At 65.6% G+C, this 24,317-nt stretch carries 19 protein-coding genes and 1 pseudogene; 15 read left to right on the plus strand and 5 right to left on the minus strand.

Annotation, left to right across the window (positions count from 1 at the left end):
• Positions 1–35 precede the first annotated feature (35 nt).
• A complete protein-coding gene (locus VXJ37_RS19205; RefSeq protein ID WP_331324628.1) occupies positions 36–881 on the minus strand; it encodes a class I SAM-dependent methyltransferase in 846 nt (281 codons plus the stop codon).
• A 109-nt stretch (positions 882–990) separates the two neighbouring features.
• On the opposite strand from VXJ37_RS19205, the gene VXJ37_RS19210 reads away from it, so the two are divergent.
• Positions 991–1,737 (plus strand): phosphoglyceromutase, encoded by a 747-nt coding sequence (locus tag VXJ37_RS19210; protein WP_331324629.1) that lies wholly within the window; start codon positions 991–993, stop codon positions 1,735–1,737.
• 39 nt (positions 1,738–1,776) lie between these two features.
• Positions 1,777–1,863, plus strand: a pseudogene (locus VXJ37_RS19215) (phosphoglyceromutase); the annotation flags it as partial.
• 72 nt (positions 1,864–1,935) lie between these two features.
• Here the strand turns inward: VXJ37_RS19215 and phoU are convergent.
• Complete coding sequence (phoU, locus tag VXJ37_RS19220; RefSeq protein ID WP_141943667.1) at positions 1,936–2,598, minus strand: phosphate signaling complex protein PhoU; 663 nt, start codon at positions 2,596–2,598, stop codon at positions 1,936–1,938.
• Between the two features lie 205 nt (positions 2,599–2,803).
• On the opposite strand from phoU, the gene VXJ37_RS19225 reads away from it, so the two are divergent.
• Both VXJ37_RS19225 and VXJ37_RS19230 read left to right on the plus strand, forming a co-directional pair.
• Positions 2,804–4,063 carry a sensor histidine kinase gene (locus VXJ37_RS19225; RefSeq protein ID WP_331324641.1) on the plus strand — a complete coding sequence of 420 codons (1,260 nt, stop codon included), beginning with the start codon at positions 2,804–2,806 and terminating at the stop codon, positions 4,061–4,063.
• Positions 4,060–4,740, plus strand: a complete 681-nt coding sequence (locus VXJ37_RS19230; RefSeq protein WP_141943665.1) for a response regulator transcription factor — start codon at positions 4,060–4,062, stop codon at positions 4,738–4,740. Before VXJ37_RS19225 ends, VXJ37_RS19230 begins: the two co-directional genes overlap by 4 nt.
• 85 nt (positions 4,741–4,825) lie before the next feature.
• On the opposite strand, the gene VXJ37_RS19235 is transcribed toward VXJ37_RS19230, so the two are convergent.
• On the minus strand, positions 4,826–5,401 hold the full coding sequence (locus tag VXJ37_RS19235) for a hypothetical protein (RefSeq protein WP_331324642.1): 576 nt from the start codon (positions 5,399–5,401) through the stop codon (positions 4,826–4,828).
• 271 nt (positions 5,402–5,672) lie between these two features.
• Here VXJ37_RS19235 and VXJ37_RS19240 point away from each other — a divergent pair, with 271 nt between their 5' ends.
• The 8 genes from VXJ37_RS19240 to VXJ37_RS19275 all read left to right on the plus strand — a co-directional run bounded on the left by VXJ37_RS19240 (position 5,673) and on the right by VXJ37_RS19275 (position 13,173).
• Positions 5,673–6,155, plus strand: coding sequence for a CarD family transcriptional regulator (locus tag VXJ37_RS19240; RefSeq protein WP_011690592.1), 483 nt, complete (start codon positions 5,673–5,675; stop codon positions 6,153–6,155).
• A gap of 120 nt (positions 6,156–6,275) precedes the next feature.
• Positions 6,276–7,058, plus strand: a complete 783-nt coding sequence (gene ispD, locus VXJ37_RS19245) for a 2-C-methyl-D-erythritol 4-phosphate cytidylyltransferase (protein WP_331324630.1) — start codon at positions 6,276–6,278, stop codon at positions 7,056–7,058.
• Positions 7,055–7,567, plus strand: a complete 513-nt coding sequence (ispF, locus tag VXJ37_RS19250) for a 2-C-methyl-D-erythritol 2,4-cyclodiphosphate synthase (RefSeq protein WP_331324631.1) — start codon at positions 7,055–7,057, stop codon at positions 7,565–7,567. Before ispD ends, ispF begins: the two co-directional genes overlap by 4 nt.
• Before the next feature lie 9 nt (positions 7,568–7,576).
• Positions 7,577–9,043: a cysteine--tRNA ligase gene (cysS, locus tag VXJ37_RS19255; RefSeq protein WP_331324632.1), complete on the plus strand. Its 1,467-nt coding sequence runs from the start codon at positions 7,577–7,579 to the stop codon at positions 9,041–9,043.
• 91 nt (positions 9,044–9,134) lie between these two features.
• A complete protein-coding gene (gene rlmB, locus VXJ37_RS19260; RefSeq protein WP_331324633.1) occupies positions 9,135–10,124 on the plus strand; it encodes a 23S rRNA (guanosine(2251)-2'-O)-methyltransferase RlmB in 990 nt (329 codons plus the stop codon).
• A 91-nt stretch (positions 10,125–10,215) separates the two neighbouring features.
• Positions 10,216–12,321 (plus strand): glycogen debranching protein GlgX, encoded by a 2,106-nt coding sequence (glgX, locus tag VXJ37_RS19265; protein ID WP_331324634.1) that lies wholly within the window; start codon positions 10,216–10,218, stop codon positions 12,319–12,321.
• Entirely contained in the window at positions 12,322–12,810 is a 489-nt protein-coding gene (locus VXJ37_RS19270; protein ID WP_331324635.1) for a ribonuclease domain-containing protein, read from the plus strand.
• Positions 12,811–12,816: 6 nt separating this feature from the next.
• Entirely contained in the window at positions 12,817–13,173 is a 357-nt protein-coding gene (locus VXJ37_RS19275; protein WP_331324636.1) for a barstar family protein, read from the plus strand.
• 15 nt (positions 13,174–13,188) lie between these two features.
• Here VXJ37_RS19275 and VXJ37_RS19280 read toward each other — a convergent pair whose 3' ends face one another.
• Positions 13,189–13,449 (minus strand): hypothetical protein, encoded by a 261-nt coding sequence (locus tag VXJ37_RS19280; RefSeq protein ID WP_331324637.1) that lies wholly within the window; start codon positions 13,447–13,449, stop codon positions 13,189–13,191.
• Between the two features lie 12 nt (positions 13,450–13,461).
• Positions 13,462–16,080, minus strand: coding sequence for an alpha-glucan family phosphorylase (gene glgP / locus VXJ37_RS19285; protein WP_331324638.1), 2,619 nt, complete (start codon positions 16,078–16,080; stop codon positions 13,462–13,464).
• 191 nt (positions 16,081–16,271) lie between these two features.
• Here glgP and VXJ37_RS19290 point away from each other — a divergent pair, with 191 nt between their 5' ends.
• The 3 genes from VXJ37_RS19290 to VXJ37_RS19300 are packed head-to-tail and all read left to right on the plus strand — an operon-like array spanning position 16,272 to position 23,834.
• Positions 16,272–18,314, plus strand: coding sequence for an alpha-1,4-glucan--maltose-1-phosphate maltosyltransferase (locus VXJ37_RS19290; RefSeq protein WP_331324643.1), 2,043 nt, complete (start codon positions 16,272–16,274; stop codon positions 18,312–18,314).
• Entirely contained in the window at positions 18,311–20,104 is a 1,794-nt protein-coding gene (gene treS / locus VXJ37_RS19295) for a maltose alpha-D-glucosyltransferase (RefSeq protein WP_331324639.1), read from the plus strand. The genes VXJ37_RS19290 and treS overlap by 4 nt, the downstream gene beginning before the upstream one ends.
• A 1-nt stretch (position 20,105) precedes the next feature.
• Positions 20,106–23,834 carry a 1,4-alpha-glucan branching enzyme gene (locus VXJ37_RS19300; RefSeq protein ID WP_331324640.1) on the plus strand — a complete coding sequence of 1,243 codons (3,729 nt, stop codon included), beginning with the start codon at positions 20,106–20,108 and terminating at the stop codon, positions 23,832–23,834.
• The last annotated feature ends 483 nt before the right edge of the window (positions 23,835–24,317 follow it).

Raw genomic sequence — 24,317 nt, forward strand, 5'->3', positions numbered from 1 at the left:
GCCGGCGACGTGGAAACACCCGGGCACGGGAACGGCTAATCGCGGGGCGCCACAGACTCCCAACCCACCGTCAGCTCGCCAAGCCGCCAACGGGCCGGACCGTCCTGGATGGGCCACCCGGCGTCGCGCAGGCTCCGGCACATGCCCACCCAGCGCTGCCTGTTGCCAAAGGATGCAAGCGGCGCACTCTCAAGCCACGCACGGTCCATTGCCTGCATGAAAGCGTGAATCCGTTCACCGGGGACGTTGCGGTGGATCAGTGCCTTGGGAAGCCGTTCGGCCACGGCTGACGGCAGGTCGAAGCTCCCGAACCGGACCGCTATGCCCAGGGACAACGGCCGGTCCTGGTCGAGCGCAACCCAGGTCACGCGCCGCCCGATCTCGTCGCACGTACCGTCGACGAACAGCCCGTCAGGGGCCAGCCGGTCCTGCACCAGCCGCCAGATGCCGGAAACATCGGCCTCCTCATACTGACGCAGGACATTGAAGGCCCGGACCACCACAGGGCGCCCCGGGACGGGCAGTTCGAAGCCGCCCACGTGGAAAGTCAGTCCGGGCCGCTGCAGCGGAAGTGCCGCACGGACCCGCTCAGGCTCGATTTCGATTCCGCAGACCCTGACGTCGGGGCGGATCACGGCGAGCCTTTCATGAAGTTCGACGGCGGTGGCCGGCGTTGCGCCGTAGCCCAGGTCCACAACCAGTGGGTCTGATGCCCGGCGCAGCCGCCAGGCCTGGGGTCCGGTCAGCCAGCGGTCCACCCGGCGCATGCGGTTGGGATTGGTGGTGCCGCGGGTTACGTTGCCCACCGGCCGCCCGTGCCTGGCATCGGATGTCCTGCCGGAAAGTTGCGGGGCGTTGACCCGTTCAGCCTTTTGAACCACCGCCCCACCCTATCGCCAGGGCGGGGAAGGGCCGCCACCGCAGGGTCCTGGAACGCCCGGCCTTGTAACGCTGGGCGCCCGGCAACACTGCTCGGCTAGGATGAAAATCATGACTTACAAGCTGATTCTGCTGCGCCACGGCCACAGCGAATGGAACGCAAAGAACCTGTTCACCGGCTGGGTGGACGTCGACCTGAACGACCAGGGGCGCGCGGAAGCAGCGCGTGGTGGTGAACTGCTGGTGGAGAACAACATCCTGCCGGACATCCTTTACACCTCCCTGCTGAAGCGGGCCATCAACACCGCCAACATTGCCCTGGACAAAGCCGACCGCGGCTGGATCCCGGTCAAGCGTGACTGGCGCCTGAACGAACGCCACTACGGTGCTCTGCAGGGCAAGGACAAAGCCCAGACCCTGGCCGAATACGGTGAAGCGCAGTTCATGGAATGGCGCCGGTCCTACGACACCCCGCCGCCGCCCCTGTCCGATGACTCCGAGTTCTCGCAGGCCCATGACCCCCGTTATGCGGACCTGGGGGACGCCCTCCCGCGCACCGAGTGCCTGAAGGACGTCCTGGTGCGCCTCCTCCCGTACTGGGAATCGGACATCAAGGAAGACCTCAAGGCCGGCAAGACCGTCCTGGTCACGGCCCACGGCAACTCGCTCCGTGCGCTGGTGAAGCACCTCGACGGCATCAGTGACGAGGCGATCGCCGGCCTGAACATCCCCACCGGCATCCCGCTGGTCTACGAACTGGATGAGGACTTCCAGCCCGTCAAGCCCGGCGGCACCTACCTCGATCCCGAGGCTGCCGAGCAGGCCATCCTTGCAGTTGCCAACCAGGGCAAGAAGTAAGGCTTAAACACGTACGACGGCGGGGGGGGGGCCCGGGNCCAGCCCGTCAAGCCCGGCGGCACCTACCTCGATCCCGAGGCTGCCGAGCAGGCCATCCTTGCAGTTGCCAACCAGGGCAAGAAGTAAGGCTTAAACACGTACGACGGCGGGCTGGTCACCTTGGGTGACCAGCCCGCCGTCGTTTTACCCGAAGTGGGATCAGCTGTGCTCGGTGGCGTTCGGCTGCCACGCACCGGTGACAAGGTAGGTCACCTTCTGGGCGACGGAAACGCCATGGTCTGCGAAGCGCTCGAAGTAGCGGCTTGCGAGGGCCACGTCCACGGTGGTGGCGGGGGACTCAGACCATTCGGGAGCAGCGATGGCTTTGAAGACGCTCAGGTGCAGATCGTTGATGGCCGTATTGGCCTTCAGGATGTCCCGGGCTACCTCAAGGTCGCGGCTTTCCAGCAGGACCGTGAGCTTGTCGGCGATCTCCTGGTCCAGTTCGGCCATCTTGTTGAAGGTCTCCGTCATGGACGCCGGAATCACGGTGGACGGGTAGCGGAGGCGGGCGAGCTGGGCGATGTGGCGCGCCAGGTCGCCCATCCGCTCCAGGGACGCGCTCATCCGGAGGGAACCCACGATCATGCGCAGGTCGCTGGCGACGGGACCCTGCAGCGCCAGAATGTCGATGGCCCGCTCATCAAGGCTGTTCTGCAGGAAGTCAATGCGCGCATCGGCGGCGATGACATCCTGGGCGAGGTCCACGTCCGCCACCTGGAATGAGGTGGTGGCCTTGTCCATCGCTTCGCTGACGAGCCGGGAAATCTCCACCAACTGGTCACCGACCTGGGTGAGCTCTTCCTGAAAAACCTTACGCACGTAGGCGTCCTTTCCTTGGAACTCCCGCCGGCCGCTCCAGGGCAGCAGGAATCGTGTCGCCGTTGGGCGCTCTAACCACACACTTTGCCATCGCCCGGTAAACGATTATGCCCACACAGATGAACGTTAGTTGAACCGTTTCCCGGAAGCACCCCTGGGCGGCGGGACGCGGCAGCCATGAGCATAAAGTGGAGCTGTGGATCCTATGCTCATTGGTCTGGTTGCCGGCCTTATCGGCCTGGCGCTTGGCACCTTCGGCGTGCTTGCCTACCGGGTCAGCGAGAAGCAGCGCGAGTTGCTGGACGTGGACGCCGGAGAACCCGCCCTGCCGGCGGGCGCCGCGGAGGTGCTGGCCGTCGTCGGGCGCGCCTTTGTGGTGCTGGACGACGTCGACGGCGTGGTCCGTGCCAGTCCCGCAGCGTATGCGTACGGCCTGGTCCGTGGCCATACCGTAGTGCACAAGGAACTCCTGGACATGACCGCCGGTGTCCGGCGCGACGGAGTCATCCTGGAAAAGCAGCTGGAGCTTCCCCGGGGTCCGCTGGGGCAGGGCACCATCATCGTCCAGGTCAGGGCGGCCATGCTTGGCGAGGAATACATCCTCCTCCTGGCCGATGACCGTACGGAGATTACGCGGACCGAAGAGATCCGCAACGACTTCGTCGCCAACGTATCGCACGAACTGAAGACCCCGGTGGGCGCCATCTCCCTGCTGGCGGAGGCACTCGAATCCTCGGCGGATGACGCGGAAGCCGTCCGCCGCTTCGCCAAGCGCATGCACAAGGAGTCCGCCAGGCTCGCCGCTCTGGTCCAGGACATCATCGAACTTTCCCGCCTGCAGGGTGCCAGCGTCACCCAGCAGGGCGGTCCCGTGGACATCAATGCCGTCATCGCAGAAGCCGTCGACCGGTCCCAGCTTCCCGCGGAGAGCAAGAACATCAGCATCGTGGTGGGCGGGCGCACCGACGGCAAGGTATTCGGCGACCAGGACCTGCTGGTGACCGCGCTGCGGAACCTGATCGACAACGCGATCCGCTATTCACCGGCCAACACCCGGGTGGGAATCGGGGTGCGGTCCCGGGAAGGCCTGGTCTCCATCTCTGTGACCGACCAGGGGGAGGGGCTTAGCCCCGAGGACCAGGAGCGCGTCTTCGAACGTTTCTACCGGGTGGATGCCGCCCGGTCCCGCCACACCGGCGGCACTGGCCTGGGGCTGAGCATCGTCAAGCATGTGGCCTCCAACCACGGCGGCGAGGTGACGCTGTGGTCCCAGCCGGGGCAGGGGTCCACCTTCACCCTCCGGCTGCCCGAGATGGAAGGGCAGGACAACGACGCCGCCCCCCAGGCTGCGGAAGCGGCGGCGCTGGCCGCGCGGGAGACACCCAACCCGCCAACTCTTACCCAGGTACCCCGCGCCGCCGGTGCAACAGAACCGGGCGCTACAGAACAAGGAGCTAACGCTTGAGCAGGATCTTGATTGTGGAGGACGAGGAATCGTTCAGCGACCCCTTGTCGTATTTGCTGGGCAAGGAAGGGTTCGAGGTTGAGGTAGTGGACAACGGCCTCGACGCCATCACCGAGTTCGACCGCAACGGGGCCGACCTGGTTTTGCTCGACCTGCAGCTCCCGGGCCTGTCCGGCACGGAGGTATGCCGCCAGCTGCGCCAGCGGTCGAGCGTTCCCGTGATCATGCTGACCGCGAAGGACTCCGAGATCGACAAAGTCGTGGGCCTGGAGCTGGGCGCCGATGACTACGTGACCAAGCCGTACTCCTCCCGTGAGCTGGTGGCCAGGGTCCGGGCCGTGCTGCGGCGCCAGGGCGAGCCGGAGGAGCTGGTCTCTTCAACGGTCCAGGCGGGCCCGGTCCGCATGGACATTGAGCGCCACGTGGTGAGTGTGGACGGCGAGCAGGTCCTGCTTCCTTTGAAGGAGTTTGAGCTCTTGGAGATGCTGCTCCGGAACTCGGGCCGCGTGCTCACCCGCGGCCAGCTGATCGACCGGGTGTGGGGTTCCGATTACGTGGGCGACACCAAGACCCTGGACGTCCACGTCAAGCGCCTGCGCGGCAAGATTGAACCGGATCCATCCGCTCCCCGCTACCTGGTTACCGTCCGCGGCCTGGGGTACAAGTTCGAGCCGTAAACCGGCAGCGGAGAACGGACACAGCAAAAAGGGAGGAGCCGGCGGCTCCTCCCTTTTTGCTGTGTCCCTGCGGACCGTGCTGGCTTTAGCGGCCTGTTGCGGTAGCCGAGGCCGTTGCGCTGGCGCTCGAGGTTGCGCCTGCGCTTGCAGAAGCGGACGACGACGGCGTGGCCGTTGCCGAGGCGCTGGGGGTAGGCACGTAGTCCTTGTACTCCTTCAAGGTGGCGTCCAGGACGGGAACCTTGACCGTGTTGCTGACGTTGGTGCCGTTCTCGGTGATCTTGACGTCCACCATGGAGCCGGGCTTGCCGCCGGTGGTGCTCAGGATGGCGGCATCGGCCTTGTCATTGAGCAGGGTGTAGGAGTTGGCCTTTACCGGGACCTGGGTCTGCGAGCCCTTTGCGCCATTGACCGTGAGCGTGACGTCCTTCGAGGAGGAGTTGTAGACGGCACCGATCAGGCGGCCTGGCTCGTCTTCGCCGTTGGAGACGATGAGGATGTTCCGAAGCTGCAGGGGCCCGAGGTCCGTCCGGATGCCGTCCGAGGCGGAGTACTGGTGGCTGGTCTGCTGGGGCGTGATGTAACCACAGCCCGCGGTCAGCAGGCTGGCGCCAAGGGCAGCCGCCGTCAGTGCCAGTTTGCCGCGCTGGGCCCGGTTCATCGCAGTGGAACGCACGTCACGTACTCCTCAAGAAATTTGAAGTCTTTTTCAGCCATAGCCTATCCGTAAAGAGCCCCAAACGAGGATTCGGTGCCGTCACAACCCACGTGGGAGCGCTCACCTGATGCACTAATCCGAGCATCCGTCAAGGGGGTGGAGGGGGTGGATTGGGCCATTTTCCCGCGTATTTTCGCGGTTGCGGGACCTTTCTCCGGCCGGTCATATGCCTGAATCGTGATAAACTGGTCTGCGGGAAAGGGGAAATGTCCACATGGTATTTGAGGTCGGCGAGACAGTAGTTTACCCTCACCACGGTGCTGCGAAGATTGAAGAAATCAAGATGCGCACCATCAAGGGCGAAGAGAAAATGTATCTCAAGCTCAAGGTGGCCCAGGGTGATCTGACCATTGAAGTTCCAGCAGAGAACGTTGACCTTGTTGGGGTCCGGGACGTAGTGGGCAAGGAAGGCCTGGAGCACGTGTTTGATGTGCTTCGCGCCGAGTTCACCGAGGAACCCACCAACTGGTCACGCAGGTACAAGGCAAACCTGGAGAAGCTTGCTTCCGGTGACGTCATCAAGGTTGCAGAGGTTGTTCGCGACCTGTGGCGCCGGGATCACGATCGGGGCCTTTCCGCAGGCGAGAAGCGTATGCTGGCCAAGGCCCGCCAGATTCTGATTTCAGAACTGGCGCTGGCTGAAAAGACCGACGAGGAGAAGGCTGCAAGCGTTCTCGACGAGGTCCTGGCTTCCTAAGAATTGAGCCCCGGCAGCACGCAAGTGCCGCCGGGGCTTCTTTTTGCCCGGATTCCCTGGCTGCAACCCTGCAGTGTCGCGGGCACTCAACCTGAGTGCCGGCGTCGTAGGCTTGTCCGCATGAGTGATACACCTCCACGCCTGGTTGCGGCCGTCATCCTCGTGGCTGCCGGTTCAGGGCAACGCCTTGGCTATGGCATGCCCAAGGCCGCGGTGCCGCTCGGGGGCGAACCGATCCTGATGCATGCCCTGCGGGGAATTGTCGCGTCAGGCATCGCCAGCCAAGTCTGCGTGGCGCTGCCCGCCGGCGACCAGGGACTGCGTCGGTTATGTGACGACTTCCGCGAGGAACTTGCCGACGGCGGTCCCCTCCTGACACTTGTCGACGGCGGATCAACCCGGGCCGATTCAGTCCGTGCTGGCATCGCCGGGCTCATGGAGGGCATCGAAGCGGTGCTGGTCCACGACGCCGCCCGCGCGTTGACCCCCGAATCCGTCTTCCACCGGGTGTCTGACGCCCTCGCGGCCGGTGCCGCTGCCGTCATCCCCGTGCTTCCCGTGGTGGACACCATCAAGACGGTATCCCCGACGGCGGGGAACAGCGCCGCCTTGGCCCCCGAAGTTGTCACCGGCACGGCCCGCCGTGAAGAACTGCGCGCGGTGCAGACGCCGCAAGGGTTCGCCGTCCAAACTCTTGTGCAGGCGCATCAGGCGGCGCAGGCCATGGACCAGGAGCAGGCGGCCGCCGTCACGGATGACGCCATGCTTGTGGAAGTGCTGGGCACGCCGGTGTATGCGGTCCGGGGATCGACGCAATCCTTGAAGATCACCACGCCCCTGGACCTGATCTTCGCCGAAGGGCTCCTGGAGGGCCCCCTCGGCGCCAGGTGGGTGGAGGGATGAGCCCGGAGGTGTCCCTTCCGCGCACGGGAGTCGGAATCGATGTCCATGCCTTTGCGCCGGAGGATGCGCCGCGCCCGCTCTGGCTCGGTGGCCTCCTGTGGCCCGGAGAACGGGGCCTGGCCGGCCATTCGGACGGCGACGCCGTGGCGCACGCAGCGGCAGATGCCTTGTTTTCCGCAGCCGGCGTTGGTGACCTTGGCACGCACTTTGGTACCGACCGTCCGGAATTCGCCGGCGCTTCCGGCACCACCCTCCTCGCCGAAGCAGCAAGGATCGTCCGGGCGGCCGGTTTCGAGATCGGCAACGTGGCGGTCCAGTTCGTGGCCAACCGGCCCAAGTTCGGTCCACGGCGGGAAGAATCGCAGGATGTCCTTTCGGATGCTGCAGGCGCACCGGTAAGCGTCACCGCCACTACCAGCGACGGCCTGGGATTCACCGGACGCGGTGAGGGCATTTCGGCGATGGCCACCGCCCTGGTGTACCCGCGGCACCCCGAACCCATCGGCTAGTCTGGAGCGGTGACCCTGCGCTTCTATGACACAGCCTCCGCCGAAGTCCGGAACTTCGTTCCCATCGAAGAGGGCAAGGTCAGCCTGTATTACTGCGGGGCCACCGTGCAGGGCATGCCGCACGTGGGCCACATCCGTTCCGCCATCGCCTTCGACCAGCTCACCCGCTGGCTGCAATTCCGGGGCCTGCGCGTCACGGTGGTCCGGAACGTGACGGACATCGACGACAAGATCCTGGCCAAGTCCGAGGCCTCCTTCGCGCCGGACTTCACCCCGGAATCCGGCGAGGTGCCCCGCGAAGAGTGGTGGGCGCTGGCGTACCGCTACGAACGCGAGTTCCTTAAGGCCTACGACACCCTGGGTGTTTCCCGCCCCACCTACGAACCCAGGGCAACCGGACACATCCCGGAGATGCACGCCCTGATCCAGCAGCTGATCGACCGCGGCCACGCGTACCCCGCCCTGGACGATTCGGGGGACGTCTATTTCGATGTGCGCTCCTGGGACAGGTACGGCGCGCTGACCCGGCAGAACATCGACGACATGCAGGCGGCGCCCGACGCCGATCCCCGGGGAAAGAAGGACCCCCGCGACTTTGCGCTGTGGAAGGGTTCCAAGGAAGGCGAGCCTGCCACCGCCAGCTGGACCTCACCCTGGGGCGCGGGCCGGCCCGGCTGGCACCTTGAGTGCTCCGCGATGGTCACCAAATACCTCGGAACCGCCTTCGATATCCACGGTGGCGGCCTGGACCTGCGCTTCCCGCACCATGAAAACGAGATGGCGCAGTCGCAGGCGGCCGGGCACCCGTTCGCCAACTTCTGGATGCACAACGGCATGGTGACCTATCAGGGCGAAAAAATGTCCAAGTCCATCGGCAACACCATCAGTCCGACGGAAATGCTGGAGCTGGCACCGCCCCGCGTGGTCCGCTACTACCTGGGCCAGGCGCACTACCGCTCAGTGCTGGACTACCGGCCCACCTCGCTGCAGGAGGCGGCTGCCGCTGTGGAACGCATCGACGGCTTCCTGGCCAAGGCTGCCGCCCGGTTTGGCACCGACTTCGGGTTCGTCGCCGGAAGCTTTGGATCCTCCAACGGAAACGTGCAGGCATTCTGCGAAGCCATGGACGACGACCTGAACGTCCCCCGCGCCCTGGCCGCCCTGCACGAGACGGTCCGCGCGGGCAACACCGCCCTCGCGGAAGGGGACGATGACGCCGCACGGAACGCGCTGCACGCAGTCATCCTCATGACCGACGCCCTGGGGCTGAACGCCGTAGCGGGCTCCGACGCTGTGAGCACCCGTGAAGCCGAGGCGCTGGGTGTCCTCGTGGAGGCCCAGTTGGCCGCCCGCGCCGCCGCGCGGGCGGAAAAGGACTGGGCAGCTTCCGACGCGATCCGCGACACCCTCAACCAGGCCGGCGTCGTGGTGGAAGACGGCCCGGACGGCGCCACTTGGAGCCTCAAGCGGGACTGAACCCGGCTGAACGGGCTGCTGCCTTCGCGATTTTTTTCGGGTCAGTAGACTGGTAGGCAGACTCAGTCAGCACAATCAAGGGTGGAACATCATGGCCAACAATGGTCGCCGATCGGTTAAAGCGAAGAAGGGCCCAACCGTCGGTACCGGTGGCCATGGCCGCAAGGCCCTCGAGGGCAAGGGCCCCACGCCCAAGGCGGAGGACCGCGTTTACCACAAAGCGCACAAGGCCAGGCAGCTTGCTGAACGCTCTGCCGCCAAGCGCGGTACCGGCGCCCGGAGTGCCGGCGCCGCCAAATCCGGCCCCAAGGGGCGTGCCACGGAGGAAGTGGTCACCGGACGCAACTCGGTCGTGGAGGCGCTGCGCGCGGGCATCCCCGCCAAAGCCCTGCACGTTGCCATCCGCATTGAGATGGACGACCGCGTCAAGGAATCACTGAAGCTGGCCGCCGAACGCGGCATCCCGCTGCTTGAAACCGGCAAGCCTGAACTTGACCGCATGACGGACGACGCCGTGCACCAGGGCCTGGTGCTGCAGATTCCGCCCTATGAGTACCAGGACGCCTACGAACTGGCCGAGGAAACCGTGGAGAAGTGGAAGAAGGGGCACATCGCCAACGCCCCTCTGTTCGTCGCCCTGGACGGCATCACGGACCCCCGCAACCTCGGTGCCATCATCCGCTCCGTTTCCGCCTTCAGCGGCCACGGCGTCATCGTTCCGGAGCGCCGCTCAGTGGGCGTCACCGCGGCGGCCTGGAAGACCAGCGCCGGCGCGGCGGTCCGCGTGCCCGTGGCCCGTGCCTCCAACCTGAACAACGCCCTGAAGCAGTTCAAGAACATGGGCATCTTCGTGCTGGGACTCGACGGCGACGGCGACGTTTCGCTGCCGGACCTCACCCTGGCCACCGAACCGGTGTGCATCGTGGTGGGTTCCGAAGGGAAAGGCCTCAGCCGCCTGGTCCGGGAAAACTGCGACCAGATCGTCTCCATTCCCATCGATTCAGCCATGGAGTCGCTGAACGCCTCTATGGCCGTTGGCATTTCGCTGTATGAGGTTTCGCGCCAGCGCGCCGCCCGCTAGAAGCTGGAGCGCCCGGCATTCCGGGCAGGTTTTCCGGCGCCGCAGGGGCGAACGGGCAGGTCAAGTGCCGCTGACCGATACTATTTAGGTGATGGTCATGCCGCTTTTCGACACCGCATCCACCATGGACGCCTCCTCGGCCGTTCCCCTCGGTGTTAGCGTCCCGCGCGCTGATTCAGGGGGCACGCGTCACCACGCCGGCGGCCGGGCAAACGTTGCCTGCCTGGCGCCTGCCGTGTCCAGCCTGGACATCGTCTATTGCCCTCCCGGCGGGAAGTGGCAGGCCCAGACCCTGGCGAACATCACAAACGGCGTGCACCACGGGATCGTGGAGGACCTGCCCTACGGATCCCGCTACGGCTTCCGCCCGTCCCGGGACAACCTGGCGTTGCCGCCTGTCGTCCAGGCGGCCAATGGCAGCGGGTCCGCCGCCAGGCCCCTGCTCCTGGATCCCTACGGCAGGGGAGTGGAGCAGCGCGACGGACTCCTCACCAGCGTCCGGACGGCCAACGACTTCAATTGGGGCACGGATGAGCGGCCGCGCCTGCCCTGGCGCAACACCATCGTCTACGAAGCTCACGTCCGGGGCCAGAGCATGCTGCATCCCGACGTCCCCGAAGAACTGAGGGGTACCTACACCGGCCTGGCCCATCCTGCCGTGGTGGAGCATCTCACCGGCCTGGGCATTACGTCCGTCCAGCTGCTGCCCGTGCACTTCCACATTGACGAGCCGCACCTGCAGGACCTGGGGCTTAACAACTACTGGGGCTACAACACCGCTGCCTTCTTTGCCCCGCACCCCGGTTACGCCACGCGTGCTGCCCAGGAAGCCGGCGCGCAGGCCGTGCAGGACGAGTTCAAGGCCATGGTGAAAGCCCTGCACGCGGCCGGGCTGGAAGTGATCCTCGACGTCGTCTACAACCATACGGCGGAGGGTGGAGCGGATGGGCCGGTCCTGAATTTCAAGGGCCTCGGGGCAGACACGTACTACCGGGTTGACGGCCATGGAAAGCTCATCGACACCACCGGCTGCGGCAACTCACTGAACTTCGCTGACCAGCGGGTGGTCCAGCTGGTCACTGACTCGCTGCGGTACTGGGTGGACGAGTTCCACATCGACGGTTTCCGGTTTGACCTTGCCGTCACGCTCTGCCGGAACGCCGCAAACGAGTTCGACCCCCACCACCCCTTCCTCAAGGCCGTTGCCGCGGACCCCGTGTTGTCCGGGGTCAAGCTGATCGCCGAGCCTTGGGACATCGGTTATGACGGCTGGCAGACCGGCCGCTTCCCGCCCGGGTGGGTGGACTGGAATGACCACTTCCGGGATGCAGTGCGCACCTTCTGGCTCGCGGACAGGGCTGCGATTGAGTCCGGCGGACACGGCGGGACCATGGCCAGGCTTGCGGACGCCCTGTCCGGTTCCGCCAGCCTCTTCCAGGGATCCGGCCGCTCGCGCCTGGCGTCGGTCAACTTCGTCACCGCCCATGACGGCTTCACCATGAACGACCTCGTGTCCTTCGACCGCAAGCACAACGAGGACAACGGCGAAGAGAACAGGGACGGGCACGGGGACAACCGCAGCTATAACCACGGCGTGGAGGGCCCGACGGAGAACGGGGCCATCCTGGCACGGCGCGCCCAGTCGAGGCGCAACCTGATGGCATCGATGATGGTGTCGCTGGGAGTCCCCATGATTACTGCCGGGGATGAGTTGGCGAGGACGCAGCAGGGGAACAACAACGCGTACTGCCAGGACAACCCCATGACGTGGCTGGACTGGACGCTGACGGCGGAGGCACACGAGATGCTGCGCAGCACCAAGAGGTACATCCGGTTGCGCAAGGAATTCCTGGCGGCCCAGCCGCACGACTTCCCCGTCCGCGATGAGCAGTCCTACCTCTACTGGTTCGACCAGCACGGCGAGCCCATGTCGGCGGAACGCTGGAACGATCCCCATCACCGCGTCATGCAGCTCCTGCTCGGCGACGACGGCGGGGATCTTGCCGGCCTGGTGGTGGTGAATGGCAGTGCCACGGACGTGCGGGTCACCCTCCCGGATGCCGGCAGGCAGGCGCCCAGCCTGTTCGAGCTTCGGCTCACCACGTCACCGCATCACAAGCAGCGGCAGGGCATCCAGGTGGCCTCGGGCGAAACGGACCTTGCCGAGGCGAACTCCATCAGCATCTATCGGACGTAAATGCGCAACCGTTCCATCCTGCCCTTGATCCTCACCACCCTGGTGGTGCTGGCCATAGTGGCGTTCGGCGGTGCCGGGCTGCTGGGCGGCCAGACGGAAAGTACGACGCCGGGAACGGCTTCGGGTGCCACGGCCGCTCCGGGCGGTGCGGCAACGTCCGCGCCGTCGAAGCAGTCCGGCCCCCACCGGGCGGCCAACCCGTCCGGCCTGCCGGAGATCCGGGAATCGGCGCTTCCGGCCGAGGCACGCCGGGTGCTGGCGCTGATCCGCGCCGGCGGCCCGTACCAGTACAGCCAGGATGACCAGGTGTTCGGCAACCTGGAGCGTGTCCTGCCCGTCCGCGACCGGGGCTACTACCGCGAGTACACGGTGCCCACTCCCGGGGAGGGGGACCGGGGTGCGCGCCGGATCGTCGCGGGCAACGGCGGGGAAAAGTATTACACCGGAGACCACTACACAACGTTCAAGTACATAGCGGAAGGCAGCTAGCACCCCATGAAGATCTTTTCCGGCGACACCTGGACCCTGGAAGAACTGCAGGAACAGGTGGCCGACGCCGGACGCCGCAGCGTGGTGGTCCCCCCGGCGGACAGCAAGCGCGCAGTCCTGGAAACTTTCGGTGAGGTCCTCAGCTTCCCGGAGCACTACGGGGTGAACCTCGACGCCCTGAATGACTCGCTCCACGACTTCGCGGACAGCATCACGGAGAACGGCAACCCGCCCGTCACGGTCCTGTGGCAGGTTGCCGCCCCGTTCCGCACCGACAGGTCGTTCGGCATCATCTGTGAAATCCTGCAGGACGCAGAACGATACGCGGGCAAGGACCTTACCGTGACCGCTGTGCTGCTCTAAGGCAACAGGCCGCCGTTACGCCTCCCGACCCTCCTCGTGTGAGACGTACGTGTCCAGCAGCGCCGAGGCCCTGCCGCCGTCGTCCTCCGCTGCCAGGTCCTTGCGCATGCTCTCCGCCTTCTGCCGCCCCGCGGGGAACGGCGGAAGCAGTGGAACGCCGGGGTCGGTCAGCACGTCGATCACCACGGGGCAGTCCGCCGCGAAGGCCTGGTCCCAGGCATTGGCGATCAGCTCCGGGTTTCGGTTCCTGCGTTGCCTGCCAGGAGCCTTACCCATCGGACGCGCGGGCTAAGCGTTGACGATCAGTCCCAGCTCCGCTTTTGAGGCAAGGGCTTCATGCCGTGGCAGGACGCGGACCGTGTAGCCAAACGGTCCGGAGCGGTCGATCACCAGGGAACCGCTGAACAAATGGCGTCCGTTGCCGAGGTCCTCCTTCACCTGCAGCTCCATCATGGTGATGTCCGCCAGCGCGTCGTTCTCTTCGGCCCGGCCGTAGGCCACCTCGACGCAGACGTCCTCAGGGGTAAGGGCGTTCAGCGCCACGTAGGCGTTGACCTGCAGTGTGTCGCCGATCTGCGGATCCTCGGACACGCCCACCGAATCCACGTGTTCCACGTGCACCTGGGGCCACGCGCCGCGGACCTTCGCCGACCAGAAGGCCAGGGCGCGTGCCTGAGCGTACGAGTTGGCGGTGGCATTGCGGCCCGCTTCCGCAGCGGGGCGGTACAGGATGTTCACGTAGTCGCGAAGCATGCGTTCCGCGGAGACGGCCGGTCCGAGGTGGGAGAGGGTGTGCTTGATCATGGACACCCAGTGCGTCGGCACCGTCTCGTTCTTGATGGTGGACGGCCCGGCAGAGCCTGCGCCTTCGGACACCGTGCTTCCGTAGAAGCGGGGCGCCACCTGCGTTTCGAGCAGCTCATAAAGTGCGGCCGCCTCGATGTCGTCGCGTTCTTCGGGCGAGGCGTCGTTGTTGGCGGTGGGAATGGCCCAGCCGTTCTCGCCGTCGTACATTTCATCCCACCAGCCGTCCAGGACGGACAGGTTAAGCGACCCGTTGAGCGCCGCCTTCATGCCCGAGGTTCCGCAGGCCTCCAAAGGCCGCAACGGGTTGTTCAGCCAGACGTCGCAGCCCGGGAACAGGGTCCGCGCCATGGCGATGTCGTAGTTCGGCAGGAATGCGATGCGGTGCCTGATCTCCGGATCATCCGAGAAACGCACCAGGTCCTGGATCATTTTCTTGCCGGCGTCGTCGGCAGGGTGGGACTTGCCGGCGATGACCAGCTGGATGGGGTGGTCCTTGTGCAGGAGCAGTGCCTTGAGCCGGGCCGGCTCGCGCAGCATCAGGGTGAGGCGCTTGTAGGTGGGGACGCGGCGGGCGAACCCGATGGTCAGCACATCCGGGTCCAGGACATTGTCCGTCCAGCCAAGCTCAGCATCCGCGGCACCGCGCTTCTTCCATGCCGCGCGCAGCCTGCGCCGGACGTCTTCCACCAGGGCTGCCCGCATTTCCCGCCGCAGCGCCCACACGTCGGCGTCGCTGACGTTGTACGCGAGGTCCCACTTGCCCAGTGCTTCCGCCTCGCTGCCGAACTGGTCGCGGGCCAGCTTGGAGATGCGGCTGTCCACCCACGTGGGCACGTGGACGCCGTTGGTCACCGACGTGATGGGAACCTCCGAGTGGTCGAACCCCGGCCACAGCGCCGAGAACATTCCGCGGGACACTTCCCCGTGGAGTTTGGCCACGCCGTTGGCCCGCTGGGCCAGCCGCAGGCCCATGACCGCCATGTTGAACACGGAGGGGTTGCCGTCCGCGTAGTTCTCCCTGCCCAGTTCCAGGATCCGGTCGAGCGGCACGTCCGGCGCCAGTCCGGCCTGGAAGAAGTGGTTGATCTGGTTGATCTCGAACCTGTCGATGCCTGCGGGAACCGGGGTGTGGGTGGTGAACACCGTGGAGGAGCGCCCGGCAGCAAGGGCTTCATCGAACGTCAGGGCCTGCTCCCCGGACATCAGTTCCTGGATGCGCTCGATCCCAAGGAATCCGGCGTGCCCTTCATTGGTGTGGAACACCTCCGGCGCTGCAGAGCCCGTCAGTTTCTGGAAGGCACGAAGGGCCTTTACCCCGCCCATGCCCAGCAGCAGCTCCTGTTGCAGCCGGTGGTCCCCGCCGCCGCCGTACAGGCGGTCTGTGATGCTGCGCGCGGCGTCGTCGTTACCGGGGACATTGGAGTCAAGGAGCAGCAGGGGAACACGTCCGACGTCGGCACGCCAGATGTGCGCCAGCAGGCGCCTGCCGTTGGGCAGCGGGAGGGAGATCTCCAGGGCCTTGCCGTTGCCGTCGGGGGACGGCTCGCGGAGCAGGGTGAGCGGCAGCCCGTCCGGGTCCAGGACGGGATAGGTTTCCTGCTGCCACGCATCCCTGGAGAGCGACTGCTTGAAGTATCCGGCCTGGTACAGCAGCCCCACACCGATCAGGGGAACGCCCAGGTCCGAGGCTGCCTTGAGGTGGTCGCCGGCCAGGATGCCCAGGCCCCCCGAGTACTGGGGGAGGACCTCGGTGATACCAAATTCAGGCGAGAAATATGCGATGGCGGCGGGGGCGTCCGCGCCCAGGCTTTGGTACCACCGCGGCTCCTCGAGGTACCGGTCAAGGTCGTCTTCGGCCGCGCGCACCCTGTCCACCACCGTCTGGTCAGCGGCCAGCTGCTGGAACTCTTCACGGCTGACCATGCCAAGGAAACCGATGGGGTCCTGCCCGCTTTCCTCCCAGAGCCGCGGGTTCAGTGCGGCGAAGAGCTCCCGGGTGGGGCGGTGCCACGACCACCGCAAGTTGCTTGCAAGCCTGGCCAGGGGCCGGATGGGCTCGGGGAGGACTGTACGGACCGTAAACCTGCGGATTGCCTTCACCTGCGTCACACTAATCCACAACATGCGCGGCCGGAACCAGCTTTCGGTTTCTTTTGGGTAAATGACAGGGGCATGAAGAAATTCGGCGGCGGCACGCCGAATTTACTGAGCAGGCTTAGCAATCCTGGTCATTTCTCGCTAACGTCGAGCCTGTGACGACTAACTCAGGAACCAGTGCCGCATCCACCAAAATGCCCCAGCGCCGTATCACCGAGGGCCTGCAGTTCGGGCGTTTCCCCATCACCGCCGTGCAGCCCGTCGTCGAGGACGGCAAGTTTCCGGCCAAGGCGGTGCCCGGCGAGGGCATCGTGGTAGGCGCCACGGCCTTCCGGGAGGGGCACGACCAGCTCGGCGTCAGCGCAGTGCTGCTGGACCCCTCCGGCGCCGAGCGCCAGCGCGTGCGGCTCGCGCCGCCCCGCGGGGTACGCGGCATGGGGACGGACCGCTGGGAAGGCGTGCTCACGCCGTCGGAAACCGGCAACTGGTCCTTTGCCATCGAGGCCTGGCACGACCGCTACGGCACCTGGCACCACAACGCGGAGGTAAAGATCGACGCCGGCATCGACGTCGAACTGATGCTCGCCGAGGGCGCCAAGCTGCTCGGTGAAGCGTCCGCCGAGGACTTCCGTGACGAAGTGGACCGGGCAGCCCTGCGGCACGCGGCGGAGGTACTCGGTGACCAGTCCCGCAGCACGGAGGAGCGGCTCGCGGCCGGCTTCAGCCAGGAGATCGCGGACATCGTTGCGCGCCAGCCAATCCGTGAACTGGTGACCGTGTCCCGGAAGTTCCCCCTGCTGGTGGAGCGGGACCGCGCGGGCCGCGGTGCCTGGTACGAGTTCTTCCCCCGCTCGGAAGGCGCCGTGAAGGACCACAACACCGGGGCCTGGACGTCGGGAAACTTCCGGACTGCGGCAAAACGCCTCGACGCCGTGGCCGCCATGGGCTTCGACGTGCTGTACATGCCGCCCATCCATCCCATCGGCGTCCAGCACCGCAAGGGGCCCAACAACACCCTGGTGGCCGGACCCAACGATCCTGGTTCACCCTGGGCCATTGGCGCCAAGGAAGGCGGCCACGACGCCATCCACCCCGACCTCGGTACCTTCGAGGACTTTGACGCCTTCGTGGCCCGGGCCAATGAGCTTGGCCTGGAAGTCGCACTGGACCTGGCACTGCAGGCAGCCCCGGACCACCCCTGGGTGCAGTCGCACCCGGAATGGTTCACCACGCGGGTTGACGGCAGCATTGCCTATGCGGAAAACCCGCCAAAGAAGTACCAGGACATTTTTCCGCTCAATTTCGACAATGACCCGGAAGGCCTTTCCCAGGAAATTCTGCGGATTGTGTTGCTGTGGGTCAGCCATGGCGTAAAGATTTTCCGCGTGGATAACCCGCACACCAAGCCCGTCTGGTTCTGGGAATGGCTTATCGCGGAAGTGAACAAAGCGGTCCCCGGCGTGGTGTTCCTCGCCGAAGCCTTCACCCGGCCGGCCATGATGCACGCGCTGGGCCGCGCGGGCTTCCAGCAGTCCTACACGTACTTCACGTGGCGCAATACCAAGAAGGAGATCGAGGCGTACTTCGATGAAGTCAGCCACGAATCCCCGGCGTTCTTCCGCCCCAATTTCTTCGTCAACACCCCGGACATCCTCACGGAATACCTGCAGTACGGGGGACCTGCTGCATTCCGGATCCGCGCCGTGCTGGCCTCCACCGGAAGCCCGCTCTGGGGCGTGTATGCCGGCTACGAACTCTACGAGCACGTTGCCCGGCCGGGCGCCGAGGAGTACATCGACAACGAAAAATTCGAATACAAGGCCCGTGACTGGGATGCGGCGGCCGAATCCGGACGCTCGCTGGCCCCCTACATCACCCGGCTGAACCACATCCGGCGCGACCATCCCGCGCTGCTGGACCTGCAGAACCTGACCGTCCACCAGAGCACCGATGAGTCCACCGTGGTCTACTCCAAGCACAAGACCCTTCCCGACGGGTCGAAGGACACCATCATCGTGGTGGTCAACGTGGACCCGCACGTCACCAAGGAATGCAGCGTGGCGCTGGACCTGGCAGCCCTGGAACTGGACCCGCAGGACCTCACCCCCGGCGGCGGCTTCTACGTGGATGACTTGATCTCCGGCCAAAGCTGGGAGTGGGGCGAGTACAACTACGTGCGGCTCGATCCGCACGTGGAGCCCGCCCACATCCTGAGCGTGAGGAGAATGCATCAGTGACTTTCAATCCGCAAAGTTCCGGCCACTTCACCCCCAAGAGCACGTTCGAGCTAAACGCACCTGGCCTCCAGCATGACCCGCTGTGGTACCGCAAGGCAGTGTTCTACGAAGTACTGGTAAGGGCCTTTGCGGATGCCAACGGCGATGGGTCCGGTGATTTCTCCGGACTCATCGACCGGCTGGACTACCTGCAGTGGCTGGGAGTGGACTGCCTCTGGCTGCCGCCGTTCTTCCAGTCGCCGCTGCGGGACGGCGGCTACGACATCTCCGACTACAACTCCGTCCTGGACGAGTTCGGCACCATCAGCGATTTCAAGCGACTGGTGGCGGAAGCCCACGCCCGCGGCGTCCGCGTGATCATCGACCTGCCCCTGAACCACACCTCGGACCAGCACCCATGGTTCCAGGAGTCCCGCAAGGACCCGGACGGCCCGTTCGGCGACTTCTATGTCTGGAGCGACACCGACGAGAAGTACCAGGACGCCCGCATCATCTTCGTGGACACGGAGGAATCGAACTGGACGTTCGATCCCATCCGCCGCCAGTTCTTCTGGCACCGGTTCTTCAGCCACCAGCCGGATTTGAACTTCGAAAACCCGGCGGTCATCGAGGCTGTCTTCGACGTGGTCCGGTTTTGGCTGGACCAGGGGATCGACGGATTCCGGGCGGACGCCATTCCCTACCTCTTCGAGGAAGAGGGCACCAACTGCGAGAACCTCCCGGCAACCCACGAGTTCCTTCGCAAGTTGCGCACCATGGTGGACGAAAACTACCCCGGCCGCGTGATCATCGCCGAAGCCAACCAGCCTCCCAACGAGGTGGTGGAGTACTTCGGCACCGCCGAGGAGCCCGAATGCCACATGGCATTCCACTTCCCGATCATGCCCCGCCTGTACTACGCGCTGCGGGACCAGAAGGCCGCCCCCATCATCGAAACCATGCGCGACACCCCGGACATCCCCGAAGGCGCGCAGTGGGGCACATTCCTCCGCAACCACGACGAGCTGACTCTGGAAATGGTCACCGCCGATGAGCGCGCGGCAATGCTGGGCTGGTATGCCCCCGACCCACGCATGCGTGCCAACATCGGCATCCGCCGCCGGCTGGCACCCCTGCTCGATAACTCGCGGGCCGAAATCGAACTGATCAACGCACTCCTGCTCTCGCTTCCCGGCAGCCCGTTCCTGTACTACGGGGACGAGATCGGCATGGGGGACAACATCTGGCTTGAGGACCGCGACGCCGTCCGCACGCCCATGCAATGGAACCCGGACCGGAACGCTGGCTTCTCCCACGCGGACCCCGGCAAGCTCTACCTGCCGCCGATCCAGTCGCTGGTGTACAACTACAGCATGGCCAACGTGGAGGCAGAGGCTGCCCACTCCGGGTCCCTGCTGCGCTGGACGCGCCAGATCCTCAGCGTCCGCAAGAACCACCCCGCGTTTGGGCTGGGCGGGTTCAAGCATGTTGAGGCGGACCACGATGCCGTCCTGGCGTACCTGCGCGTGCTGCCGGACAGCAATCCCGCCGGGGCCGACGCGGAGACCATCCTGTGCGCGTTCAACCTCTCCCAGCATCCGGTCGCTGCCACGCTGCGGATACCCGAGTACGCCGGCCGGGGGCTCCGCGACGTCTTTGGCGGACAGATCTTCCCCGGCATCGGCGATGACGGCAGCCTCACCCTGACCATCGGAAGCCACGATTTCTTCTGGCTCCGCATGCGCTCGGCGGGGTCAAACCCGTCATCGCCCTACACCCAGGCCATGCCCATCCTGTCGATAGAGAACTGAGATGAACCAGCCAATCCTCACTCCCGCCCTGACCGCGCTGCTCAAGGAATGGCTGCCCCGGCAGCGCTGGTTCCCCGTCAAAACCCCCGATTTCAGCATCTCCCAGGCCGGCAGCCTGGGCCTTACGGACCCCAGTGGCCACGCCGCGCTTGCCGTGTTCCTCCTCAACGTCAGCACCGAGGGGCCCGACGGCGGCCGCCGCACCGCAGTGGTCCAGGTCCCCTTGAGCTTCCGGCCGGCACCGGCCGGCGGCATGGAACGGGCGCTGGTGGGCCAGGCGGCGGGAATGGACCCCACCCGTCCCTGGGTCTATGACGCCGTGCACGACCCTGACTTCGTGGGGGCCTGGCTGGAACTCATCCGGCAGGAGGGAAAAGCTGACAGCGGCACCGCGACCGGCTTCCGCGTGGAGGGGCCATACCGCCTTCCCACGGCCAAGGGCGTGGTGAAGGTGCTCTCCGGCGAGCAGTCCAACAGTTCCGTCATCGTCGACGACGGCGAATCGGCCGCCATGGTGAAGTTCTTCCGGGTCCTTTCCGAAGGGACCAACCCGGAGATCGAGGTGGGAGCCGCCCTGACCAAGGGGGGTACGTCCGAGGTTCCTGCCACCCTGGGCTGGGTCAGGGGGGAGTGGCTCGGCCACGGCAACCACAGCTCCGCCGGCGCTGCCGCCTCCGGGCAGGGCAGCCGCTACGTCCAGGGTGAACTTGCCGTGGCCCATGAATTCCTCGCCGGCGGCCGCGACGCCTGGCGCCTGGCCGTGGATGCCGCGCGCACGGGCAGGGATTTCACGTCCGAAGCCCGGGCCCTTGGCGCGGCCACGGCCACGGTGCACAAGCGCCTGGCGGAGGCCCTGGGCCAGTCAGCCGGGACAAAACCGGGCAACGGGGCAGGACCTGCTGTTGCCCAGCGTGTCCGCGCCGCCTGGGCTGAAGCCCGTGCCGCCGTCGGGCCCTACGACGACGCCCTGGACGTCCTGTTGGCCGACCTGGACAAGGCTCCCGCGGGTGCCCTGCAGCGCATCCACGGGGACCTCCACCTGGGCCAGATCCTCCTGGTCACCGGGCAATCGGGCGACGAGTCCCGCTGGGCAATCCTGGATTTCGAGGGCGAGCCCCTGCGGCCCATCGCCGAACGGAACGTGCCCGACGTGCCACTCCGCGATGTTGTGGGCATGCTGCGGTCCTTCGACTACGCCGCCGGAGCAGCCCAGCGCGAACAGGAAGGCGCCCAGGTCCCGGATACCTGGGTTGACGACTGCGCGGACGCCTTTCTTGAAGGGTACGCGGGGGTCATTCCCGGCACGGTGGACCGGACCTCACCCCTGTTTGTGGCATTGTGGCTGGACAAGGCGCTGTACGAAGTTGTTTATGAAATGCGGAACAGGCCCGACTGGCTGGCGATCCCAGTGAACGCCTCCAGGCGGCTCCTGGGCAGTAACGGTGCCGGCGAACTCGCCGGTGCAGCATCGGAAGGTAACGAAATGACAGGCTCAGCACGAACTGACCGCCCGGGGGTGCCCCTGCACGTGGACGAAGGCACCCTGGGCAGGATCGCGAACGGTGAACACCACGCCCCCCACTCCGTCCTGGGCGCGCACCTGGACGACTACGGGCACGTCACCATCCGCACCGTAAAGCACCTCGCCGAGGCAGTCACCGTGATCACCCAGGCCGGCGAGGTTCCCATGAGCCACGAGGCCCACGGAGTGTGGGTTGCTGTCCTTGACCCCACGGAGCAGGGCCACGTCCCCGACTACCGGCTCGCCGTCACCTACCCCGGCAAGGACCCGGTGACCCTCGATGAGCCCTACCGCTACCTGCCCACCGTTGGCGAAGTGGACCTCCATCTCATCGGCGAAGGCCGGCACGAGAAGCTGTGGCAGGTGCTTGGCGCCCACGTCCGGCACTACAAGTCATCGCTGGGGGACGTCAACGGTGTCTCCTTTGCCGTCTGGGCGCCGAACGCCCAGGCAGTCCGCGTCAAGGGCGACTTCAACGCCTGGGACGGCCGGGAACACTCCATGCGATCGCTGGGTTCCTCGGGCGTATGGGAAGTCTTCATTCCCGGCGTCTCCGCAGGCGCTTGCTACAAGTACGAAATCCTGACACGGGGCGGCTACTGGGTTGAAAAGGCCGACCCCCTGGCGTTCGGCACCGAGGTTCCCCCCTTGACTGCGTCCAGGGTGGTGGAACCCTCCTACGCCTTCAAGGACGATGAATGGATGGAAGCGCGGGCCAAGCGGGACCCCCACAACTCCGCCATGAGCGTCTACGAAGTCCACCTGGGGTCCTGGCGCCTGGGCCTTGGCTACCGCGAACTCGCCACCGAGCTGGTGGAGTACGTCAAGTGGCTCGGATTCACGCATGTGGAATTCATGCCCGTCGCGGAGCACCCGTTCGGCGGTTCCTGGGGCTACCAGGTCACGTCCTACTACGCGCCCACATCCCGGTTCGGCCACCCTGACGAGTTCCGCTACCTGGTGGACGCCCTCCACCAGGCAGGCATCGGCGTGCTGCTCGACTGGGTACCGGCACACTTCCCGAAGGATTCCTGGGCCCTGGCGCGGTTCGACGGCGAGGCCCTCTACGAGCACTCGGATCCGGCACTGGGAGAACACCCTGACTGGGGCACCCTGATCTTTGATTTCGGCCGCACGGAGGTCCGGAACTTCCTGGTGGCGAACGCCCTCTACTGGCTGGAGGAGTTCCACATCGACGGCCTGCGCGTGGACGCGGTGGCGTCCATGCTCTACCTCGACTACTCGCGCCAGGAAGGCCAATGGCGCCCCAACCGCTTCGGCGGCAGGGAGAACCTGGAAGCCATCTCCTTCCTGCAGGAGGTCAACGCCACCGTCTACAAGACCCACCCCGGTGCCGTCATGATCGCCGAAGAATCCACGGCATTCCCGGGCGTCACCGCCCCCACGAGCCACGGCGGCCTGGGCTTCGGCCTGAAGTGGAACATGGGCTGGATGCACGACTCCCTCAAGTACATCTCCGAGGACCCGTACAACCGCAGGTGGCACCACGGCACGGTGACGTTCTCTCTGGTCTATGCCTTCACGGAGAACTTCCTGCTCCCCATCAGCCACGATGAGGTAGTCCATGGCAAGGGCTCGATGCTCCGCAAGATGCCGGGCGACCGTTGGCAGCAGTTGGCCAACCTCCGGGCCTTCTTCGCATACCAGTGGGCGCACCCCGGCAAGCAGCTCATCTTCATGGGGACCGAGTTTGGCCAGGAGGCCGAGTGGTCCGAGCAGCACGGCCTGGACTGGTGGCTCGCGGATATCCCCGCTCACCGGGGACTGCAGTTGCTGACCAAGGACCTGAACGAGCTGTACGCCGCCACGCCGGCGCTGTACGCGCAGGACAACGTTCCTGCTGGTTTCCAGTGGATCAACGGGGGAGACGCTGACCGTAACGTGCTGTCCTTCATCAGGTGGGATACCGAAGGCAACCCGATCGTGTGCGCCATCAACTTCTCCGGGGCACCGCACGTCGGGTACACCCTGGGAGTCCCCTCTGCCGGAGCCTGGACCGAGGTCCTGAACACGGACCACACCACCTACGGCGGATCCGGCGTCCTGAACGAGGGCGGCCTGGAAGCAACGGACGAAGGACAGGACGGCCAGCCTGCGACGTTGACCGTGACGCTGCCCCCGCTCGGTGCTTCCTACTTCAAGCCGGGAGCAACTGCCGCCAAACCCGGAACAGCTTCGAAGGCCTGAGCCGGCTCGTCCTGCTGGAAACGGAAGGCCCGGAATCCTCGTGGTTCCGGGCCTTCCGGCTGCGCGGAGGGGGCCTCCAAGGCGTGGACTGGCGATCCGGAACGAGTGGTGGTACAGTTTATTTCCGCGCTGCTCCACGGAGTCAGACGGAAAACCGATCCCCCAAGCTTATGCTGAGGATGGTCGCGGACGCCGGTTTGACACGCAGGAAGCCAGCGGGTAAGTTTGAAAAGTTGCTCCGGAGCGATCCTGAACGGAAAAGTTTGGGTGGTGCCGGGTGTGTCTGTTGTTTGAGAACTCAATAGTGTGCCAAGTTTGTTGATACCGATTATGTATGTAATTGGTTGAATTTGCTGTGCCGCCACCCCGTGGTGTGCATGGTGTTTTTGGCTGGTTTCAAATTTTGTGCAGCCCGGTGGGTGTTATTTCCATTTGCCGTGGTTGTGTCTGTTTTTGTTTTACTTCAACGGAGAGTTTGATCCT

It is taken from the genome of Pseudarthrobacter phenanthrenivorans (assembly GCF_036455295.1).
GTDB classification, from domain to species: Bacteria; Actinomycetota; Actinomycetes; order Actinomycetales; family Micrococcaceae; genus Arthrobacter; species Arthrobacter phenanthrenivorans_C.